This is a genomic window from Acinetobacter sp. CIP 102529 (assembly GCF_000368325.1).
Classification (GTDB): Bacteria; Pseudomonadota; Gammaproteobacteria; order Pseudomonadales; family Moraxellaceae; genus Acinetobacter; species Acinetobacter parvus.
In genome coordinates, this window is the sequence record NZ_KB849355.1 from 1637296 (window position 1) to 1656121 (window position 18826).

Below are 18826 nucleotides of genomic sequence, written 5' to 3' on the forward strand. Positions count from 1 at the left end.
TCAACCTTGGGGAAAGCTGAGCTAGTAAACTACAAATACACAAAGAAAATGTTCCGAGATCGTAAAATGCAAATTACCTATCTCTTGCTTCACATTATGTGAACTATACCTCACAATGTAAAACCGATTAAACAAATTGCATTTAAAAAACTAATCGGTAAATCAGATTTAACCTTTAAATCATTTCTTTCTCATTTTTAAATTGATCATGATTTCATCAAAAATTATTCGCTATTTTTTGTATAGTTCATCGCAAAATTATTAAAAAAATATGTTTAAACCACACTTTTAATGGCAAAATTATGACACAAGCCAGCACAAGTTGAATGTAAAAAACGATTGATACAATCGAATTAACCAATCAAACAAATCTCATACAGCACTTAAAAATGATCTTCCGCCTTAGCTATAAACAATTATATCTATTTGTTAATTATAACTTTTATTTAGCGTTGACAACAAACTTTGCTTTTGTTTGTTTTTTAAACAAAATGTGGTCAGTGTTTCACCCTTCGTCGGAGGCTTGGATTTATGACATTGACATCATACTTTGTTACAATACAATGACCCCAATTTAACTCAATCACTGTTAAAGCTGGAAATTATTATGAAAAAACTCGGTTTAGCCACTGCTTTATTATTAGCCATGACCGGTGCTAACGCTTATCAAGTTGAAGTTCAAGGTCAATCTGAATTTTTAGATACAACTGTAAATGACAAAAACTTTACTGGTGCTGGACAAGCAACTTACTACTTCAAAGATGTAGACGCTTCTAAAGGTCCTTTAGCTGAAGCTGCGTTCTTAAACCACGCATCTAATGTTTCTGCTGCTTACAGCTATACTAAACATGATGGTGATGAAGTTGTAACTTCTGAAACTCAATCATATGGCGCAAAAGGTGAAGCTTACATCCCTACACCATACCTACCGGTATATACAAGCGCATCTTATAGCCACACTAAATCTAAAGTTGACGGCGAAAAAGACAATGGTGACCGCTTCGCATTAGAAGTTGGTACTATGCTTACTCCTAACTTCTTAGTTGCTGTTGGTTATACAAACATTGCTGACCAATTTGCTTTAGATGCAAACAGCGTACTTTCAAGCGGTATCGTAAAATCAGTCGCTCAACCATTAGTGATTGGCGAAGACCAAGATGCAATTACTGCACGTACTAAATATGTAGGTAACATCGACGGTACAAACATGGCTGTAGGCTTTGAAGCTGGTCTTGTTTATGGCGATACAACTGCATATGAATTAAAGTCTGACCTTTACCTAACGCCTAAGTTAAGCGTTGGTGCTTCTTATGCAGAAGTAAGTGCAAGCTCTAACCCAGCAAGTGACAAATTCTCTCCAATCAAATCTGCTTGGGGCGCGAACGTAAACTACTTCATCACTCCAGCGGTTGCTGTTGGTGCAAGCTACGTAAATGCAAATGCAGTAAATGCTGACTTAGATACGCAAACTGTTGGCGTAAACGCGAAGTTCCGTTTCTAAGATTGAATTGCGGTTCTATCCAGAACCCAGATTGATCATAAAAAAACCAGTTCATTTTGAACTGGTTTTTTATTTTAGAAGAATCGGAAAAGTCTTTCAGTTCCCAGCTACAAGACTACATCTTTTTGTCTTCGATATTTAAGGCACTGATTGCCAACACTGCCTGAGTACGGTTTTGTACGCCAAGTTTACGGAAAATGGCGGTTACATGCGCCTTGATGGTTGCCTCGGAAACTTCCAGGTCATAGGCAATCTGTTTATTTAGCAACCCCTCAGCCACCATCATTAATACGCGGAACTGCTGCGGCGTCAGTGACTGTAAACGCTCTGCCAGTGCGGTTTCGTCCGCAGCCCTTGGGTCAAATCCTGCATGAGTCGGTAAATTCGGTGGCAGCCAGATCTCACCCTCCAGCACCTGCTTAATGGCCTCGCCAATATGGCTTGGGTGTGAGGATTTTGGAATGTATCCCATTGCTCCGTGTGCAATTGCCCGCTGGATAATCGACACTTCCTCATGGGCAGAAACAATAATGATCGGAATCGCTGGATACTGTGCTCGTACATACACCAGTGCAGAAAATCCAGAGGCACCTGGTAGATTCAGGTCCAGCAACACCAGATCGGGTTCCGCCCCATGTTCCAGACGCGCATAGAATTCGTCAACATCAGCAGTTTCCTGAATCTGTGCCTGTGGCAGGCTATAACGAACCGCTTGAATCAACGCATGTCTAAATAAGGGATGATCATCTACAATTAAAATATTCATAAGTGCTTTACGCAATCTGTAAGTACGTCAATGTACTGTGTTTATTCAAATTCAATCTATCCTAGCCTATTTTTAAATAAACCGCAGGTCAAGCACAAGACCTGATTTATTTCCTTTTCCAGCAAAATAAATCGAATATTTATATAATCCATATCCTATTTATTCAAGAATAAAGCCCTTAAAGAAATATTGAATAGAAACATGCAATTAAAACCAACTAAATTCAAGCCTATCATTATTTTTAGATATATCGATAAAAAAGATAAGCTTGCAGCATTTCCTTATTTTACAGCCAGCATATTCAGGTAGATAAATAGGGGCAATTCAGGAAAACTGCCCAGGCCCAACCATGCCAAATCACCAGACAATCGCCACTCCCCTCAACATTGTTGCCGTTTCAGGCGGGCTAAATAGTCCCTCTAAAACTGAAAGTTTAATTCAGGCCATCCTTGATGAACTTTCAGAAGCAATCAGCATTAAGGTGCATTTCATTAAACTCAGTGAAATTGGTCCTTTATTGGGTGGCGCCATTTACCGTAACCAACTACCACAGCGTGTACAGGATGACCTTGCCGCAGTTGAGGCGGCAGATGCCCTGATTGTGGGCACACCCGTTTACCGTGCATCATTCACTGGTTTATTTAAACATTTCTTCGACTTTGTTGAACAGACTGCTTTAGTCGATGTTCCTGTATTGCTGGCGGCTTCAGGTGGTAGTGATCGGCATGCACTGGTGCTGGAGCATCAGCTACGTCCGCTATTTAGCTTTTTTCAGGCACAGACCCTACCGATAGGCGTATATGCCACCGATCGGGACTTTACACCTGAATACACGGTAAAAAGTGAGCAACTGTCAGACCGTGTGACCCTGGCTGTAGCGCGTGCCTTACCAATTCTGGAGTGGGCACCTGCCAAGGGTCAGCGTGCGGCGGCAACCAGGGCAAAAACCGAACAGGCCAACCAGAATCTCGGCATTAACAAACAGATTGAACAGGCGGATGTACTCCCCTCAGCGGCAGTACCTGATCTGGATGCGGCAGAATCACGCCTCCATCCAAAACCACAAAAAAATCTAAACCACGTTGCATAAAGAAATAATTCGTTTTTAGACTTGATAAGAAGAAAAATAAAGTAATGGCAAGTATTATTGCCCCAGGACTCGGCTTGGGGCTTTTTATTTTCGGCAGGTTTCAATTTTCCTGGCTGACCATTAAATGCTGCTCTTGACATCCTCCCCGACCTAAAGGACGGGGATTCCTACTGCTAGACGCTCATGTCCGAGCGCAAGAATATTCAGTGCGGAATTTACATCCCGATCATGGAGCGTACCGCACTCCATGCACTGCCATTCTCTTATTCCTAAGCCTGCCCTACCTTTCGGACTACTGGAGCGTGAGCCACAGCACGAGCAAGTTTGGGTGGTATACGCTTCATTGACTTCTTCATACCATACCCCTGCGTTCTCGCATTTATACTTGAGCATGGTTCTTAGTGTTGTCCAACTTGCATCTAGCACTGATTTAGCTAATTTAGTTTGTGCGAGTGCTTTGGCATTCACATTGCCAACGAAGATTGCTGCATGTTCATTCACCAGTTTATGACTGAATTGATGCAACATGTTTTGACGTATATTTTTAATCTTGGCGTGAATTGCTTTGACACGTTTCTTATTTCTAGCACGTTGAGCAATGCCAAGTTTTTGTTCATATTGCCGATAGATTTGAGGGGCTTTGAGCTTTATACCATCTGAACAAGTAGCTAAGTCTTTTAATCCCAAATCTATACCAATTGAGGTTTTAGCGCTGGTTTTCTCTGTTTTAATTGAATCAACTACAAGACAGACATACCAACGCCCACGACTATCCTCTACAAACGAGCCTGTTTTAACATTGTATTTGCTTAGTCCGTAGCTGTCCCATAGTTTGAATTGATGCTTGCCGTATTGAACATATCCATCAGCATATTTGATTGCAACTTTTTTGAATGGTATCCAGCCCAATGAACGCCTAGCTGATTTTTTATTGCTGACTCGCCATTTTAATTTTGCTTTTTTGAATTGCTTTCTGCGTGTAATGAGTTCTTCTGTTATGGCTTGAATGGTTTGACTATGCAAATTGCATTCTTTCGATGTGCCTTTTGTGTATTTAGCAATATCGTATGCTGAAAAGAATTGTTGTTTTCGTTGTAGATGTTTAAAACACAAATCATTCACGTAATTCCAGACAAAATTCACCTCAGATGCCATCTGATTTAGCACCTTGCAATGTTTGTCTTTTATGCGTAATTTGAGTGTTTTCATTGCTAAAATATATTTGGTCTATGAGCTATAGTCAAGAGATTAGGACAGGTCGACATTGTGTTTTTAATATGCACGTTCATTTAGTCTTTGTGGCTAAATATCGGCGTGATGTTTTTACTAAAGCAATGCTTGAAACGATGCGTGAAGTATTTGAGCGTGTATGCTTGGACTTTGAAGCTGAGTTGGTAGAGTTTGACGGTGAACATGACCATGTACATTTGCTCGTCAATTATCCGCCTAAAGTCGCTATTTCTAGTTTGGTAAATAGCTTGAAAGGTGCATCTAGTCGAATTTTACGAACCAAACACCCTGAAATTAAAAGCAAATTATGGGGTAATGCCTTGTGGTCGCCTAGTTACTTCGCTGCATCATGCGCAGGTGCGCCTATTGGGATTATTAAGCAGTATATTCAACAACAGCAAACACCGCATTAATGGCTTACGCCAGTCGCTTATATCCTCGGGCTAAACCCCGAGGTTTTACGCTCCAATGGATAAAAAAGAGCGTTCACTTGAACACTCTTTTCTTTTATTATTTGGATAGGGCTTACCTGTCTGGATAGACCGTTGCAATGAGGGCATCCACCACCGCTGGTTCAGCCAGGGTTGAGGTATCACCCAGTGTATCTAGTTCATTGGCGGCGATCTTTCTCAGGATACGGCGCATAATCTTGCCTGAACGGGTTTTTGGCAAGGCAGGTGCCCAGTGCAAGGCATCAGGCGTTGCCACTGGTCCAAGTACCTTACGCACCCAGTTGACCAGCTCCTTACGCAATTCCTCTGATTCAGCGACATCAGCCTGTAAGGTGACAAAAGTACAGATTCCCTGCCCCTTGATGTCATGCGGCATTCCGACTACCGCAGCTTCGGCAACCGCCTCATGTGCAACCAGGGCACTTTCAATTTCGGCTGTACCTAAACGGTGACCTGAAACGTTGAGGACATCATCCACACGGCCAGTAATCCAGTAGTAGCCATCCTCATCACGGCGCGCACCATCGCCAGTGAAATAGCAGTTTTTAAAGGTGGAGAAATAGGCTTCAATAAAGCGCTCTGGATCGCCCCAGATAGTCCGCATCTGACCTGGCCATGAGTCTTTAATCACCAGATTGCCCTCATTCGCTCCTTCCAGCTCATTGCCCTCACCGTCAACAAGGGCAGGCTGCACCCCAAAGAATGGACGGGTCGCAGAACCTGGTTTCAATGCGGTTGCACCTGGCAGTGGTGAGATCAGGATTCCACCTGTTTCAGTCTGCCACCATGTGTCCACAATCGGGCAACGGCTTTCACCAACGACTTCATAGTACCAGTTCCACGCTTCTGGGTTGATTGGCTCACCCACTGAACCTAACAGGCGCAGGCTACTGCGGTCACTTTCACGCACATAGGCATCACCCTCGCGCATCATGGCGCGAATGGCGGTTGGTGCGGTATAGAGGATGGTGACATTGTGCTTGTCAATCACATGGCCGATACGCGCCCATGTTGGATACTGTGGAATCCCCTCAAACATCACCGTTGTGGTGGCATTGCTGAGTGGACCATACAGCAGGTAGCTATGCCCTGTAATCCAGCCCACATCTGCGGTACACCAGTACACGTCATCCTCTTTAAGGTCAAACACTTCCCTAAAGGTGGTGTTGACGTAAACCAGATAGCCACCCGTGGTATGCAGCACCCCTTTTGGCTTGCCTGTTGAACCAGAGGTGTAAAGGATGAAAAGTGGGTCTTCCGATTTCATCGGCTCAGGCGGACAGTGCTCATCCACTTCCATAATGGCAAGGTGATACCAGATGTCACGCGCCTCATTAAACTGAATCGGGTTGCCTGTACGGTGCACCACAATTACGTTCTCTACACTGTCTGTTCCCTGAATATCCAGGGCGGCATCAACATTTTCTTTCAATGGGATCAGCTTGCCACCACGCATTCCCGCATCGGCGGTAATCACCAGTTTGGCCTGACTGTCCTCAATACGGCTTGCCAATGAATCGGGTGAGAAACCACCGAACACCACGCAGTGCACCGCACCAATGCGGGCACATGCCAGCATGGCAATCGCAGCTTCAGGCACCATTGGCATGTACAGCACCACTCTGTCGCCTTTTCGAATTCCTTGTTTCTTCAACACATTGGCAAAACGGCACACCTCATCATGCAACTCGGCAAAGGAGATGATTTTATGGCGTGATGGATGGTCACCTTCCCAGATAATGGCAGGTTTTAATGGATTATCCTTGAGATGACGGTCCAGGCAGTTTGCGGAGACATTCAGCTCACCATCGGCGAACCATTCAATCCTGAAGTCATCCTGACTAAAACTGGTATTCTTGACCTGGGTAAAGGGCTTAATCCAGTCAATCTTTTGCGCTTCTTCCGCCCAAAATGCTTCAGGCTGCTCAATGGAATGCTGGTAACGTTTGAAATAGTCTGCTTCTGAGATTCTTGCCGTTTCTTTGAATTTATCAGGCACTGGGTAGATTTCTTTCATAGCTCACTTCCTTTGTTTTTTATTTCATACCCTAGATGGTCATATCTATTCTTCTGGTATGTTTTGTTCTCTCTTGCAGTATGGACAACATTTACAAGACTAAACAATGCGGCTTTGGTCGTAGGAATGTTACGCTCAGTTTATTTTCAAAAATTTACTCAAAATAATTTAAATTTGAACTGCTTGTCTATGTTTTTTGTTTTTAAAATAAGTGATTATTTTGATCATTGGCCATACCTTAAAAGATTTAATAAACAAAAAATAGGAAAATATGATGTTGAATCCTCCCCTCTCCTCCCAGACACAGCCTATCAATGACCATCCCTTATCCGCCAAGGGGCGGTTTAACCGACTCAGCTATCTAGGTTGGTATGGTTTCCTGAGTATCAGTTGGACGGTTCTTTTCATTCTTATTATCACAATTTCGGCGAGTCTAAGTGTAAATAATGTACAGATTCATGAACCGATCTTATCTGCATTTTCAGGAATCGGAGGATTTGCGCTGATTGCACTCTGGTTTGCTGGCTTTTATTTTCAGATCGTTTTTTTGATCCGACGTTTACACGATCTGAATAAAACAGGTTGGCTGAGCCTGCTGCTGCTCGTCCCCCTTATCCAGTTGCTGTTTACATTCTATGTGTTACTTGCCCCAGGTACGCCCTATCGCAATGATTATGGCGATATCCGCCCATCCACCACATGGGAAAAGCTGCTGGCATGGATCGTGATCATCCTGAGTATCTTGATGCTACTGTTTATCTTCATGTTTTTCTATTATTTTGCCAGCCCAGACTTATGGGAGGGGCCAACACAGATGATCCAGAACACCACTGGATACTTCTAGGTTTCCAGAGCATAAGTAGGGTGAAACAACAACTGAACTTTACATGCATATTTGCGATAAATTCATTATGATTGCTTCCCACTCCATTCCCACTTTGCGAAATAGAGATTTTTCTGTGGCAAATGAACAAACAACACTGACCAATGTCGCCAAGGACACAGGTGAACTGATCCAGCAGGCAGGTGCCAAAACCACGCAGACTGTATTGGCTCATACTGAAAAATACCATGATGCCTATACCACGATTGATAAGATCATCGACAGTTTCTGGCAGCGGGTTCCCTATATCTGCATCGCGATTGCGGTGTTTATCATTTTTTGGCTGCTAACCAAGCTTTTTAAATTTTTCGTGAACAAAACACTGAGCAACCGATCATATGCAAAACAGAATTTGGTTTTAGTCCTACACCGCGTTGGTGAGACGTTCATTTTATTCTTTGGTTTCCTGATCGCGCTGGTGATTGCTATTCCAGGGTTTACCCCAAGTCAGTTGATCGGGGCGCTGGGGATTGGTTCGGTCGCCATTGGTTTTGCATTTAAGGACATCTTCCAGAATTTACTTTCAGGCGTGCTGATTCTACTGAGTGAACCTTTCCGCATTGGTGATGACATTGTGGTGAATGGCATGGAGGGCAATGTTGAGGATATCCAGATTCGTGCCACATTCCTGCGTTCTCCAGATGGCCGCCGTATCGTCATTCCCAATGCGACGGTCTATACCAGTGCCGTGACGGTAAACAATGCCTACCAGCGCCACCGTTGTGAGTTTATGGTGGGTATTGGCTATGAAGACAATATCCAGCAGGCCAAGGACATTATCCTGAAGATTCTGGACCATAACCGTAACGTGCTGAGTCAGCCTGCCTTTTCAGTAAATGTTACCGCACTGGCCGACTTCTCGATTAACCTGACAGTACGCTGGTGGGTCAACACCACTGAAACCTCAACTGGAAGCTCAATCAGCGAAATTCAGGAACTGGTGGTGGCAGCCTTTGATGAACAGGGTATCTCAATTCCCTACCCTGTACAGGAAGTTAAAGTGTATCGTGGTGATCAATCAGAACCAATCAACGAACCAACCACCTAGATAAATAATCGCCCTAAAATATGCGATACCGCCGTTTCAGTTCGTAAAATTCGGTTGCCTAAGCGCCTTGCTTGGCAGCCATTTTTTTTGAACAGATCAACCTCAAAAGGAATAAATCCGCCTTCTGGCCCAACGATCAGGCAACATGAATGCTGAATCGCATGTGGCATCTGCTGTTCTGCATAGGGATGTGCGACATAAGCAGGTTTTTGATCCGAAATAAATGTAGGCAAAACATCTTCAACAAAAGGTTTAAACCTTTTGTAAAGCTGGATTTCTGGCTCGATAGTATCACCAGCCTGTTCCAGCCCCAGCGTTACATAATCATCCAGATGCTGTAAAAATGGGCTTTGCCAATAGCTTTTATCCACCCGATAACTATGGATCAGGCTAATCCGTTGCACACCCAAAGTCACAGCATCCATAATGATACGGCGTAATACTTTGGGTCGTGGCAAGGCCAGAATCAAATGTACAGGCAACTTTGCAGGCACGGCTTCCACCTGAATTGGCCTGAGTAAAATATGTTGTTCTGAAATCGTTACAACTTCGGTGAGATAACGCTGACCATTGCGGATACCCACCTTTAAGGTATCTCCAGCATTTAACTGCACATGCTGGCTTAAATGTTGTATTTGCCTTGGATTGTCAATTTTCCAGAACTCGGATTGGGTTTGTTCAGCTTCAAGTAAAACAATATTCATGATGATGCGGTTTGCTGTAAATAGTGGTCAAGCAACTGGATATGTTTTTGTAGAGAACCCTTATTGCGCTGCAATACCTGTTGAGCGTGCGCAACCTGTTGTTGGGTTTGCAGTGGATCATCCAAACAGCTTAAAAGTTGCTGTGCCACTTGTGCTGCATTTTCTCCAATTAAAATTCCCTGCGCTGCCACAAATTCATCGACAATACTTTGAAAATTAAAATAGCGAGGACCAATGACTGTCGGGATATTCAGCACCATCGGTTCCAGAATATTGTGTCCTCCCCCAGGTTCATTCAATGAACCACCGACAAAACAGGCCTGACTCAAGGCATACCATAACCACATTTCACCCATACTATCAGCAAGAAAAACCTGTGTATCAGTTTGAATTGGCTGTTTAAGACTACGACGTTGCGTATTTAAATTTAAACTCTGGCAAATTTTATACACCTCATCAAAGCGCTCTGGATGACGTGGTACAACCATACATAACAAATCAGGGTTGGAATTTAAATGTGGCTGTAATTGCTTAAGTAACTGTTCTTCTTCAGGTGCATGTGTGCTGGCTAAAGTAATTATTTGACGTTTCTCTAACTGCCATTCCTGTTTTAACTGTTCAGCTTGCTCAATAAAGGAGTTCGGAGCACTAATATCAAATTTAATATTTCCAACAACCTGACTTTTGCTTTGATCTAACCCCAAATCCACATAACGCTGTTGTGTCGTGATATCTTGAGCCAATAACCATGTGAGTTGCTGCAACATCGGCTGTGTTAAACGACGAACTTTGTCATAACCTTTCGCTGATTTTTCTGAAAGACGAGCATTCAATAAGATACATGGAATTTGCTTCTGTTTGGCTTGTGCAATCAAATTTGGCCAAATCTCAGTTTCAACTAAAGCAAGAAGTTTCGGTTGATACAGCTCAAAAAATTGTTTCAGTAACGGCTTCTGATCAACAGGCAAATAGACTGCCTGAAAAAGTGTCGAATATTTTTCGTAAAATAAACTCTTGGCTCTGGCTTGCCCTGTTTTTGTGGTGTTGGTCACTAAAACCGAATGTCCAAGTTTTAGATAGTGCTCAATCAAAGGTTGAGCAGCGTTGGTTTCTCCAACTGATACTACATGAAACCAAATCGTATTTAAATTTTTAGGGGGTTGAAACGGTCCAAAACGCTCTAGGCACTCTTGCTGATATAGCGCATCACTTTCAGCCCGTTGTCTTATTTTCCAGCGATAGAGCGGTTTGAGACATACCAGTAAAAAGTTATACCAGAACGGGGTTTGCTGTACTGCGTTGTGCTGCGCCATCCGAGACCAAGATTTACAATTTGATTTCAGCACATTATGCGGAATTTCAAAAAAAAACTCATGCCATTTTGGTAAATGACATGAGTAATTCTAAAAACGACTTAAGCTTCCAGTTGTTCAAAAACAGGATAATCGGTATAACCTTCGGCACTCGGACCATACAAGGTATCGAATTGAACCTGATTAAGCGGTAGATCATTTTCCAAACGCTCGAATAAATCAGGATTTGCGATATATGCTAAACCAAATGCAACTGCATCCGCTTGTTCAGTTGCTAAAATACGCTTGGCTGATTCTGGCGTTAATTTTTCGTTGGCAATCCAAGCACCTTTGAATTTAGGACGCAACTTTGGTTGTAAACTATCCTCAGCTTCGTACTCGCGAGTAAAGATAAACGCAACATTACGCTGATCCAATTGCTCAACCACATAACCAAAAGTCGCTAATGGATCTGCATCACCCATGTCATGTGAATCACCACGCGGTGCCAGATGCACACCCACCCGACCTGCACCCCATACCTCAATAAAGGCATCCACAATTTGCAACAACAAGCGCGCGCGGTTTTCAATTGAACCACCATACTCATCATCACGATGATTGGTCGTACTTTGTAGAAATTGATCGATCAAATAACCATTGGCTGCATGCAACTCAACACCATCAAAACCTGCTGCTTTCGCTAACTCAGCCGCATGTTTATATTGTGCGACGATTTCTTGGATTTCTTCATGCGATAAAGCACGAGGTGTAACGAAAGGACGTTTCGGACGCAGTAAACTCACTTCCCCCGCAGGTTGAATCGCACTTGGTGCGACCGGAATATCACCATCCAATAAGTCAGGATGTGAAATACGACCGACGTGCCATAGCTGAACCACAATCTTTGAACCTTGCGCATGCACAGCTTCAACAATTTTGTTCCACGCTTGAGCTTGTTCTTGTGACCATAAGCCTGGCGTATTGGCGTAGCCAACAGCTTTCGGACTAATCACCGTCGCTTCAGTAATAATTAAGCCCGCATTGGCACGTTGTTGATAGTATTCCAGCATTAAATCGTTTGGAATACGCTCAACACCACTACGAGCTCTGGTCAAAGGTGATAAAACCAAACGGTTTTTAATCGTAAAATCACCCACTTGTAACGCAGAATTTAGTTCAGCCATGATCGCCTCAATTTACACTTATTCAGTTAAAGTGTTTGTTTTAAATGTTCGATATATTGCTGAATCAAAGCTTCATTTCTGGTGAAATAGGACCACTGCCCATATTTCTCAACCTGAATCAAACCTGCCTGCTGTAACACAGACAAATGATTTGACATGGTTGATTGTGCAACTTTGCCTAAACGTTCAATGTGCCCTGCACAGACACCACGTTCAAAACTGCCACCACATTCCTGCACAGGCAAAAATTGCTCAGGCTGTTTCAGCCACTGCAAAATCTGTCGGCGTAATGGATTGGCTAAGGCTTTGCTTATAACATCAATATCCATAGACTCATCACATTTTCAACAGGCAAAACTTCGTTCAGCACCTAAAATCAGTATATCGAATTTAATAAATATTAATATCTATTTTTTACGATATTAATATCATATTTTTCCGATTAACTAAAATTTGCTGAACGAAAATGCCGTTTTAAAGTTATAGACCTTGTTTCAAACTTGCTTCAATAAACCGATCTAAATCACCATCTAAGACTGCTTTCGTATTTGAATTCTCAATACCAGTACGCAAATCTTTAATACGTGAATCATCTAAAACATAAGAACGAATCTGACTTCCCCAGCCAATATCTGACTTTGAGTCTTCTAATGCTTGAGCTGCTTCATTACGTTTGCTCATCTCTAACTCATAGAGTTTGGCACGTAATTGCTTCCACGCATGATCACGGTTCGCATGCTGTGAACGTTGGTTCTGACATGCCACCACGATACCCGTTGGTGCATGAGTGAGACGAACTGCCGAATCGGTTTTGTTAATGTGCTGACCACCCGCACCCGACGCACGGTAGGTATCGGTACGGACATCCGAGGGATTAATATCAATTTCGATATTGTCATCAATCTCTGGCGATACAAACACTGCCGAGAATGAAGTATGACGGTTGTTATTACTGTCAAATGGTGACTTGCGTACCAAGCGGTGTACGCCACTTTCAGTTCGTAACCAGCCATAAGCAAACTCGCCATCAACACGGATGGTTGCAGATTTAATGCCTGCCACGTCACCATCAGACACTTCCATCAATTCAGCTTTAAAGCCATGACGTTCGATCCAACGCAGATACATCCGCAGTAACATCGATGCCCAGTCTTGTGCTTCCGTACCGCCAGAACCTGATTGAATTTCAAGGAAACATGGATTTGGATCCATTGGATTACTAAACATGCGGCGGAATTCTAAATTACCTAAAGCCTGTTCAGCACTATCAAGTTCAGCCTGAACATCTTCCAGTAAAGTTTCATCATCGGCTTCTACAGCCAAATCAAGCATGGCTTTGGCATCATCTAGCTGCTCTGCAAGACGATCAAATACACCTAAAGTATTTTCTAAACTGCCCTTTTCTTTCGCAATCGCTTGCGCACGACTCTGATCATTCCAAATCGTTGGGTCTTCTAGTTCTCTTAAAACTTCTTCTAAACGCTCAGCCTTTAGATCGTAGTCAAAGATACCTCCGTAGTGTTTGGCTACGATCAGATAAATCTTTCAATTGGTTTAAATACGGATTAATTTCCACGCGTCTTTTCTCTCAATATTTTTCACACAATTCACTATTTTAACATAACTGCCCTATACGACACAGCCACCTGATTTTGACAAGTTTTATTGATAAGAAGAATTTTTTCAGAATAGTTTTTCTAATGGATTAATATTTATACTTATCTGTTTTTTTCATAGAAATGAGTAAAAATTACACGAAAAACACCAATATACACAATATCTCCTAAGTTTTAATAAATCAAAACATTTAAAAATTATTAATAATAATCAAATAGATAAAATGTAAATTTTACAATTCACTTACATTTTTAATGTTAAATTACTTTCCAGCAATTGACGATCATTTTTTTTCCACTAGACTAAAAGTTGTAACAAAAAATGTAATCAATATTCACTTGGTTCATTATCTCAAAAGGGGCATAACCATGAAAAAATTAGCAATTGCATCGGCACTTTTATCTGTACTTGCAGTGACAGGAACCGCTCATGCGTATCAAGCTGAAGTGGGTGGTTCATATACCTATACAGATTGGGACGATTTTGATAGCACAAACAATTTTGGTGTGGATGGGACTTATTATTTCAATCCTGTGCAAACCCGTAACGCACCACTTGCTGAGGCTGCGTTCTTAAACCGTGCCAGCAACGTGAATGCAAAGATTGACTATGCCAGCAATAGCGGTGTGAAAAACTCTGAATATGGCGCTGGGGTTGAATACTTCGTACCAAACAGCGACTTTTACTTAAGTGGTCGTTTGGGCCGTACCGAACTTGAAGTGGACAACACCCCAGTGGATCGAAAAGTAACAACTTATGGCGCTGAAGTGGGTTATTTACCAGCACCAGGCTTGTTGCTTGCATTGGGTGTGACTGGCTACGATGAGAAAGACGGTAAAGATGGTGCAGACCCAACCGTGCGTGCCAAGTACGTGACTCAGGTAGGTGGCAATGACGTCAACCTTGAAGCCTACGGTGCGTTTGGTGACCTGGATGAATACCGAGTTAAGGGTGACTACTATCTTGACAAAACCCTCAGTGTCGGCGCTGACTACTACAACAACGACTTAACTGATCGTGATGAGTGGGGTATTTCTGCGAAGAAATTCTTCAACCAGCAGGTCAGCCTTGAAGGCCGTATTGGCTTCGGTGATGACTACAATACCTATGGTATCCGTGGTGCATACCGCTTCTAATTCTCTCCAGAGAGAATATAGGGTCTGTTGATCTTTAACAGACGCTAAGGAATCCACCCTTTATGGGTGGGTTTTTTATTGGCTTAAATATACAACCTGAAGTTGCAGGCTGGTGATACCATTAAAAACATTGCGTTCCAGCGTATACACCAGGTCGACATAGCTCAGCATCGGATTGAACTCAAAACGGTCTGCCGCATTGAAAGCAATGGCATCCACAACCTGCTGTCCGAGCGCCAGTTTTAGCTTTAAATGCTGGTCTTTCAACCAGCGATAGTCGATGACCTTAAAGCTTCCCTCAAACTGTGGCAACGGAAACTTCTGTCCCCACGGACCAAGTTGTTCGATCTGGTCCAGTGTGCTAAGGCTTACTGCCATATCAGGTAATATCCCATCCGTCCACAAGGTTGCCTGAAACAACTCCTGATCCATTTCAGCAATATATTGGGTGAAGATCTGCCTAAATTCCTCAAAATGGGCTTTATTCAGGGTAAGGCCAGCGGCAGCGGCATGTCCACCAAAATGGCTGACCAAATGGGGATACCGCTCCGCCACCTGTTCAATGGTGTCGCGAATATGAATGCCCTCAATGGAACGCGCCGAACCCTTGATATGAATGCCATCCTCATCAGGGGCAAACACCAGACTGGGACGATGGAACTGTTCCTTTAATCGCCCAGCGACAATCCCAATCACACCCTGATGCCACTGTTCATCAAACATCACCAAAGCCGCGGGTAAATGTTCCGTTTCCAGTTGAATATGTTGTAAAGCACTGAGCGCCTGCTGCTTCATCGCCCCCTCAACCTGACGGCGCTCGATATTTAACTGGTTTAATTGCTGTGCAATTGGATAGGCAGTTGCCATATCGGGCGCAAGCAAGCACTCGATCCCTATTCGCATGCTTTCCATGCGACCCGCCGCATTGATACGTGGTCCAAGCACAAAACCCAGATCCTGTGCTTTTAAGGTTGCCGCATCTCTTTTGGCAATATCCAATAATGCTAAAATTCCTGCACGACATTGATATTGCTGAATTCGTTTTAAGCCAGCATCCACTAAAATACGGTTATTATAATCAAGCGATGCAACATCAGCATAAGTCCCCAATGCAACCAAATCTAAATACTGAGTGACTTTACTAGTACTTTTTCCCTGCTGAGAACGGTAACTGGCTAATTTTGCTAGTACATAAAACGCAACGCCAACACCTGCAAGTGCTTTACTTGGAAAAATGCAACCCAGTTGATTCGGATTGACCACTGCTTCAGCGTTTGGCGTAGGTTTTGTCGTCAAATGATGATCGGTAATGATGACCTGCATCCCTAAAGCTTGGGCAGTCTCCACCCCTGCATGGCTCGATATACCATTGTCCACGGTAATCAGTAAATCTGGCTGATAGGTCTGCTGTGCCAGTTCAGCAATTTTAGGCGTGAGTCCATAACCATACTTGAAACGGTCAGGCACCAAATATTCAACCACCGCGCCCATCTCTTGCAGCACCAAGACCATCAGGGCGGTACTGGTCGCGCCATCGGCATCATAATCACCAATAATGACAATCTTCTGCTGCTGGTCAATCGCCTGATCGATCAGTTCAACCGCCGTGTCCAGTCCCTTGAGAGTGGGTGCAAGCAGATGCTTGAGTTTAAGCTCAAGTTCCTGTTCAGACTGAACGCCACGTCGTGCCAATATTTCAGCAATAAACGTAGGCACGCCCTGAAATTGTTCAGGGCGTGTCAAAAATGGTCTTTGTTGAATTTGAATCATGGTCATTTATGGCATCAAGCGTTGAATAATCCAAAGTCCGTTACGTTTTTCATAACTTAAACGGTCATGTAAACGGTTCGGACGCCCTTGCCAGAATTCATAATAATCAGCATCTAAGCGATAACCACCCCAAAATTCGGGTTTATCCAACTCAGCTTCATGTACTTGGTTTTGTAAGTTTTGAAAACGCTGTTGTAATAACTCACGGCTTTCAATGACACCACTTTGTGGCGTACTAATATGTGCTGCAATCTGACTATCACGTGGACGCTTATGGTAATAATCCGTCGATTCCTGTTCTGGAATCTTGGAAACCTGACCACCGATACGTACCTGACGCTCTAAACTCGGCCAGTAAAATAAAAGTTCAGCATAAGGATTCTCGGCAAGATCAATGCCTTTCTGACTATCATAATTGGTGTAGAAGTCATAACCAGCTTCTGTCGCACCACGTAACAAAACAGTTCGCACGTGTGGGCGACCTTGAGCATTTGCTGTCGCCAAAGACATCGCATAGGGTTCATGTAATTGAGCAGTGAGTGCATGATTGAACCAATTCAAGAATTGCTCATGGGGATTTACACTCATCTGGGATTCGTGTAACTCACCTTGTTCATAACTTAAACGAAGTTCGCTCAGGTCTTTAATGACATCATTCATTATTACTCTCCTTTAAGCAGCTTGAGCATGAGCTCTGACTGCATCGGCTAAATGATTTGCGATGTCATCCACTTCCTGCTGTTGATCTCCCTCAACCATGACCCGAACCACAGGTTCAGTACCTGATTTACGAATCAAAATACGTCCACGACCTTTCAATTGTTGTTCAGCTTTCTCAAACTCTTCAACCAGCGCAGGGATTGAGTAGGGCTCAATCATCTGTTGCAAACGAACATTGATTAACACCTGTGGAAATAATTCAAAGTCTGCAACTAATTCATGTAATGCTTTGGCTTGCTCAACCATCACCGTTAACACTTGTAGAGCGGCAATAATCGCATCGCCAGTGGTGCTTTTATCCAGCGTTAAGATATGACCAGATGGCTCACCACCTGTGACCCAACCATTTTCTTCTAATGCCTGTAATACATAGCGGTCACCGACTTTTGCGCGTACAAAATCGACATCCGCTTTCTGTAATGCTAACTCAAGTGCCATATTACTCATGACTGTTCCAACAATACCTGTTGGTTTATTTTTGGCCTGAGTTGCAAGGATATACAGAATATGATCACCATCTACCAGCTGACCATTTTTATCCACCATCACGACACGATCTGCATCACCATCAAACGCAATACCTAAATCGGCTTGGTGATCAACCACGGCCTTTTGTAAAAATTCAGGATGGGTTGAGCCACAGTTTTCATTGATATTTAAACCATCTGGTTCATTAAAAAACGGGATCACTTTCGCCCCAAGCTCACGGAATACAGATGGTCCAACGCTATACGCAGCACCATGGGCACAGTCCACCACAATTTTTAAGTCATTTAAGTCAAAATGGTATGGAAATGTTGATTTACAGAATTCGATGTATCGCCCGTTGGCATCTTCCACACGAACACTTTTACCTAGGTTAGCCGTATCATCAATCACTAAATCTTTTTCTAATTCTTGATTGATCTCATTTTGTAAGGCATCTGGGAGTTTTTTACCTTCACCTGAGAAAAATTTAATCCCATTATCAAAATAAGGGTTATGTGATGCTGAAATCACAATGCCTGCATGTGCATGCAAAGCACGTGTTAAATGGGCAATCGCAGGGGTCGGCAATGGCCCAAGTAAATGCACATAGACACCTGCGGCATTTAGGCCTGCTTGTAAAGCCGCTTCCAGAATATAGCCTGATAAACGCGTATCTTTACCCATAACCACAATTGGTTTGTTTTTAGGACTATTTCTTTTTAATACTTTTCCTGCTGCAAATCCTAATTTTAATGCAAATTCAGGGGTAATCGGCATTTGTCCAAATTTGCCACGAATTCCATCAGTTCCAAAATAGCTCATTCTTTACTCGCTTTCTTATCTTTATATGACGTATCGTCATATTATTTTTCATCTGTTTTACTTTACACCAAAACAAAAAAACCGTCAGTCCACTGACGGTTTTTTTATTGCCAAAATTACTAA

At 43.0% G+C, this 18826-nt stretch carries 17 protein-coding genes; 6 read left to right on the top strand and 11 right to left on the bottom strand.

What is annotated here, in order from left to right; all coding sequences use genetic code 11:
• Window positions 1-604: 604 nt before the first annotated feature.
• Window positions 605-1501: a porin Omp33-36 gene (gene omp33-36, locus F972_RS13225; protein WP_262450922.1), complete on the top strand. Its 897-nt coding sequence runs from the start codon at window positions 605-607 to the stop codon at window positions 1499-1501.
• A gap of 115 nt (window positions 1502-1616) precedes the next feature.
• Here the strand turns inward: omp33-36 and F972_RS13230 are convergent, their stop codons facing one another.
• On the bottom strand, window positions 1617-2267 hold the full coding sequence (locus tag F972_RS13230; protein WP_004678977.1) for a response regulator: 651 nt from the start codon (window positions 2265-2267) through the stop codon (window positions 1617-1619).
• A 349-nt stretch (window positions 2268-2616) separates the two neighbouring features.
• On the opposite strand from F972_RS13230, the gene msuE reads away from it, so the two are divergent.
• Window positions 2617-3357, top strand: a complete 741-nt coding sequence (gene msuE / locus F972_RS13235; RefSeq protein ID WP_004683512.1) for an FMN reductase — start codon at window positions 2617-2619, stop codon at window positions 3355-3357.
• Between the two features lie 150 nt (window positions 3358-3507).
• Here msuE and F972_RS13240 read toward each other — a convergent pair whose 3' ends face one another.
• A complete protein-coding gene (locus F972_RS13240; protein WP_034428190.1) occupies window positions 3508-4566 on the bottom strand; it encodes an RNA-guided endonuclease InsQ/TnpB family protein in 1059 nt (352 codons plus the stop codon).
• A 20-nt stretch (window positions 4567-4586) separates the two neighbouring features.
• Here F972_RS13240 and tnpA point away from each other — a divergent pair, with 20 nt between their 5' ends.
• Window positions 4587-5000 carry an IS200/IS605 family transposase gene (gene tnpA / locus F972_RS13245; protein WP_004680797.1) on the top strand — a complete coding sequence of 138 codons (414 nt, stop codon included), beginning with the start codon at window positions 4587-4589 and terminating at the stop codon, window positions 4998-5000.
• Window positions 5001-5112: 112 nt separating this feature from the next.
• On the opposite strand, the gene acs is transcribed toward tnpA, so the two are convergent.
• A complete protein-coding gene (gene acs, locus F972_RS13250) occupies window positions 5113-7056 on the bottom strand; it encodes an acetate--CoA ligase (RefSeq protein ID WP_004683516.1) in 1944 nt (647 codons plus the stop codon).
• 274 nt (window positions 7057-7330) lie between these two features.
• On the opposite strand from acs, the gene F972_RS13255 reads away from it, so the two are divergent.
• Window positions 7331-7900, top strand: a complete 570-nt coding sequence (locus tag F972_RS13255; protein WP_004683518.1) for a DUF805 domain-containing protein — start codon at window positions 7331-7333, stop codon at window positions 7898-7900.
• 115 nt (window positions 7901-8015) lie between these two features.
• Entirely contained in the window at window positions 8016-8987 is a 972-nt protein-coding gene (locus F972_RS13260) for a mechanosensitive ion channel family protein (RefSeq protein ID WP_034423051.1), read from the top strand.
• Here F972_RS13260 and F972_RS13265 read toward each other — a convergent pair.
• The 5 genes from F972_RS13265 to prfB all read right to left on the bottom strand — a co-directional run bounded on the left by F972_RS13265 (window position 8984) and on the right by prfB (window position 13746).
• Complete coding sequence (locus F972_RS13265; RefSeq protein ID WP_004756924.1) at window positions 8984-9691, bottom strand: 16S rRNA (uracil(1498)-N(3))-methyltransferase; 708 nt, start codon at window positions 9689-9691, stop codon at window positions 8984-8986. The two genes, F972_RS13260 and F972_RS13265, sit on opposite strands and share 4 nt — an antisense overlap.
• Window positions 9688-11004 (bottom strand): 3-deoxy-D-manno-octulosonic acid transferase, encoded by a 1317-nt coding sequence (locus F972_RS13270; protein ID WP_004769951.1) that lies wholly within the window; start codon window positions 11002-11004, stop codon window positions 9688-9690. Before F972_RS13270 ends, F972_RS13265 begins: the two co-directional genes overlap by 4 nt.
• Window positions 11005-11105: 101 nt before the next feature.
• Window positions 11106-12170 (bottom strand): alkene reductase, encoded by a 1065-nt coding sequence (locus tag F972_RS13275; RefSeq protein WP_004683524.1) that lies wholly within the window; start codon window positions 12168-12170, stop codon window positions 11106-11108.
• A 26-nt stretch (window positions 12171-12196) separates the two neighbouring features.
• The gene (locus F972_RS13280) at window positions 12197-12499 is read right to left on the bottom strand and encodes an ArsR/SmtB family transcription factor (protein ID WP_004683525.1); all 303 of its coding nucleotides are present in this window, start codon (window positions 12497-12499) and stop codon (window positions 12197-12199) included.
• Window positions 12500-12650: 151 nt separating this feature from the next.
• Window positions 12651-13746 (bottom strand): peptide chain release factor 2 gene (prfB, locus tag F972_RS13285; protein WP_141629338.1). Its coding sequence is split into 2 segments (ribosomal slippage): window positions 12651-13673 and window positions 13675-13746, totalling 1095 coding nucleotides; the frame shifts between segments, so codons are not numbered across the junction.
• A gap of 409 nt (window positions 13747-14155) precedes the next feature.
• Here prfB and F972_RS13290 point away from each other — a divergent pair.
• Window positions 14156-14923 carry a putative porin gene (locus F972_RS13290; protein WP_004769952.1) on the top strand — a complete coding sequence of 256 codons (768 nt, stop codon included), beginning with the start codon at window positions 14156-14158 and terminating at the stop codon, window positions 14921-14923.
• 75 nt (window positions 14924-14998) lie between these two features.
• On the opposite strand, the gene recJ is transcribed toward F972_RS13290, so the two are convergent.
• From recJ to glmM, 3 genes are read right to left on the bottom strand one after another with little or no spacing between them, the layout of a single operon-like run.
• Window positions 14999-16699: a single-stranded-DNA-specific exonuclease RecJ gene (recJ, locus tag F972_RS13295; RefSeq protein WP_004769953.1), complete on the bottom strand. Its 1701-nt coding sequence runs from the start codon at window positions 16697-16699 to the stop codon at window positions 14999-15001.
• Window positions 16700-17353 (bottom strand): pyridoxamine 5'-phosphate oxidase, encoded by a 654-nt coding sequence (gene pdxH, locus F972_RS13300; protein ID WP_004683530.1) that lies wholly within the window; start codon window positions 17351-17353, stop codon window positions 16700-16702.
• Window positions 17354-17365: 12 nt separating this feature from the next.
• Window positions 17366-18703 carry a phosphoglucosamine mutase gene (gene glmM, locus F972_RS13305; protein ID WP_004769954.1) on the bottom strand — a complete coding sequence of 446 codons (1338 nt, stop codon included), beginning with the start codon at window positions 18701-18703 and terminating at the stop codon, window positions 17366-17368.
• Window positions 18704-18826 lie beyond the last annotated feature (123 nt).

What these genes read in the sequence shown, in the direction of transcription:
- F972_RS13230 (WP_004678977.1), bottom strand. Translation starts at nt 2,267, where the DNA reads ATGAATATTTTAATTGTAGATGATCATCCCTTATTTAGACATGCGTTG.
- msuE (WP_004683512.1), top strand. Translation starts at nt 2,617, where the DNA reads ATGCCAAATCACCAGACAATCGCCACTCCCCTCAACATTGTTGCCGTT.
- F972_RS13240 (WP_034428190.1), bottom strand. Translation starts at nt 4,566, where the DNA reads ATGAAAACACTCAAATTACGCATAAAAGACAAACATTGCAAGGTGCTA.
- tnpA (WP_004680797.1), top strand. Translation starts at nt 4,587, where the DNA reads ATGAGCTATAGTCAAGAGATTAGGACAGGTCGACATTGTGTTTTTAAT.
- acs (WP_004683516.1), bottom strand. Translation starts at nt 7,056, where the DNA reads ATGAAAGAAATCTACCCAGTGCCTGATAAATTCAAAGAAACGGCAAGA.
- F972_RS13255 (WP_004683518.1), top strand. Translation starts at nt 7,331, where the DNA reads ATGTTGAATCCTCCCCTCTCCTCCCAGACACAGCCTATCAATGACCAT.
- F972_RS13265 (WP_004756924.1), bottom strand. Translation starts at nt 9,691, where the DNA reads ATGAATATTGTTTTACTTGAAGCTGAACAAACCCAATCCGAGTTCTGG.
- F972_RS13270 (WP_004769951.1), bottom strand. Translation starts at nt 11,004, where the DNA reads ATGGCGCAGCACAACGCAGTACAGCAAACCCCGTTCTGGTATAACTTT.
- F972_RS13275 (WP_004683524.1), bottom strand. Translation starts at nt 12,170, where the DNA reads ATGGCTGAACTAAATTCTGCGTTACAAGTGGGTGATTTTACGATTAAA.
- F972_RS13280 (WP_004683525.1), bottom strand. Translation starts at nt 12,499, where the DNA reads ATGGATATTGATGTTATAAGCAAAGCCTTAGCCAATCCATTACGCCGA.
- F972_RS13290 (WP_004769952.1), top strand. Translation starts at nt 14,156, where the DNA reads ATGAAAAAATTAGCAATTGCATCGGCACTTTTATCTGTACTTGCAGTG.
- recJ (WP_004769953.1), bottom strand. Translation starts at nt 16,699, where the DNA reads ATGACCATGATTCAAATTCAACAAAGACCATTTTTGACACGCCCTGAA.
- pdxH (WP_004683530.1), bottom strand. Translation starts at nt 17,353, where the DNA reads ATGAATGATGTCATTAAAGACCTGAGCGAACTTCGTTTAAGTTATGAA.
- glmM (WP_004769954.1), bottom strand. Translation starts at nt 18,703, where the DNA reads ATGAGCTATTTTGGAACTGATGGAATTCGTGGCAAATTTGGACAAATG.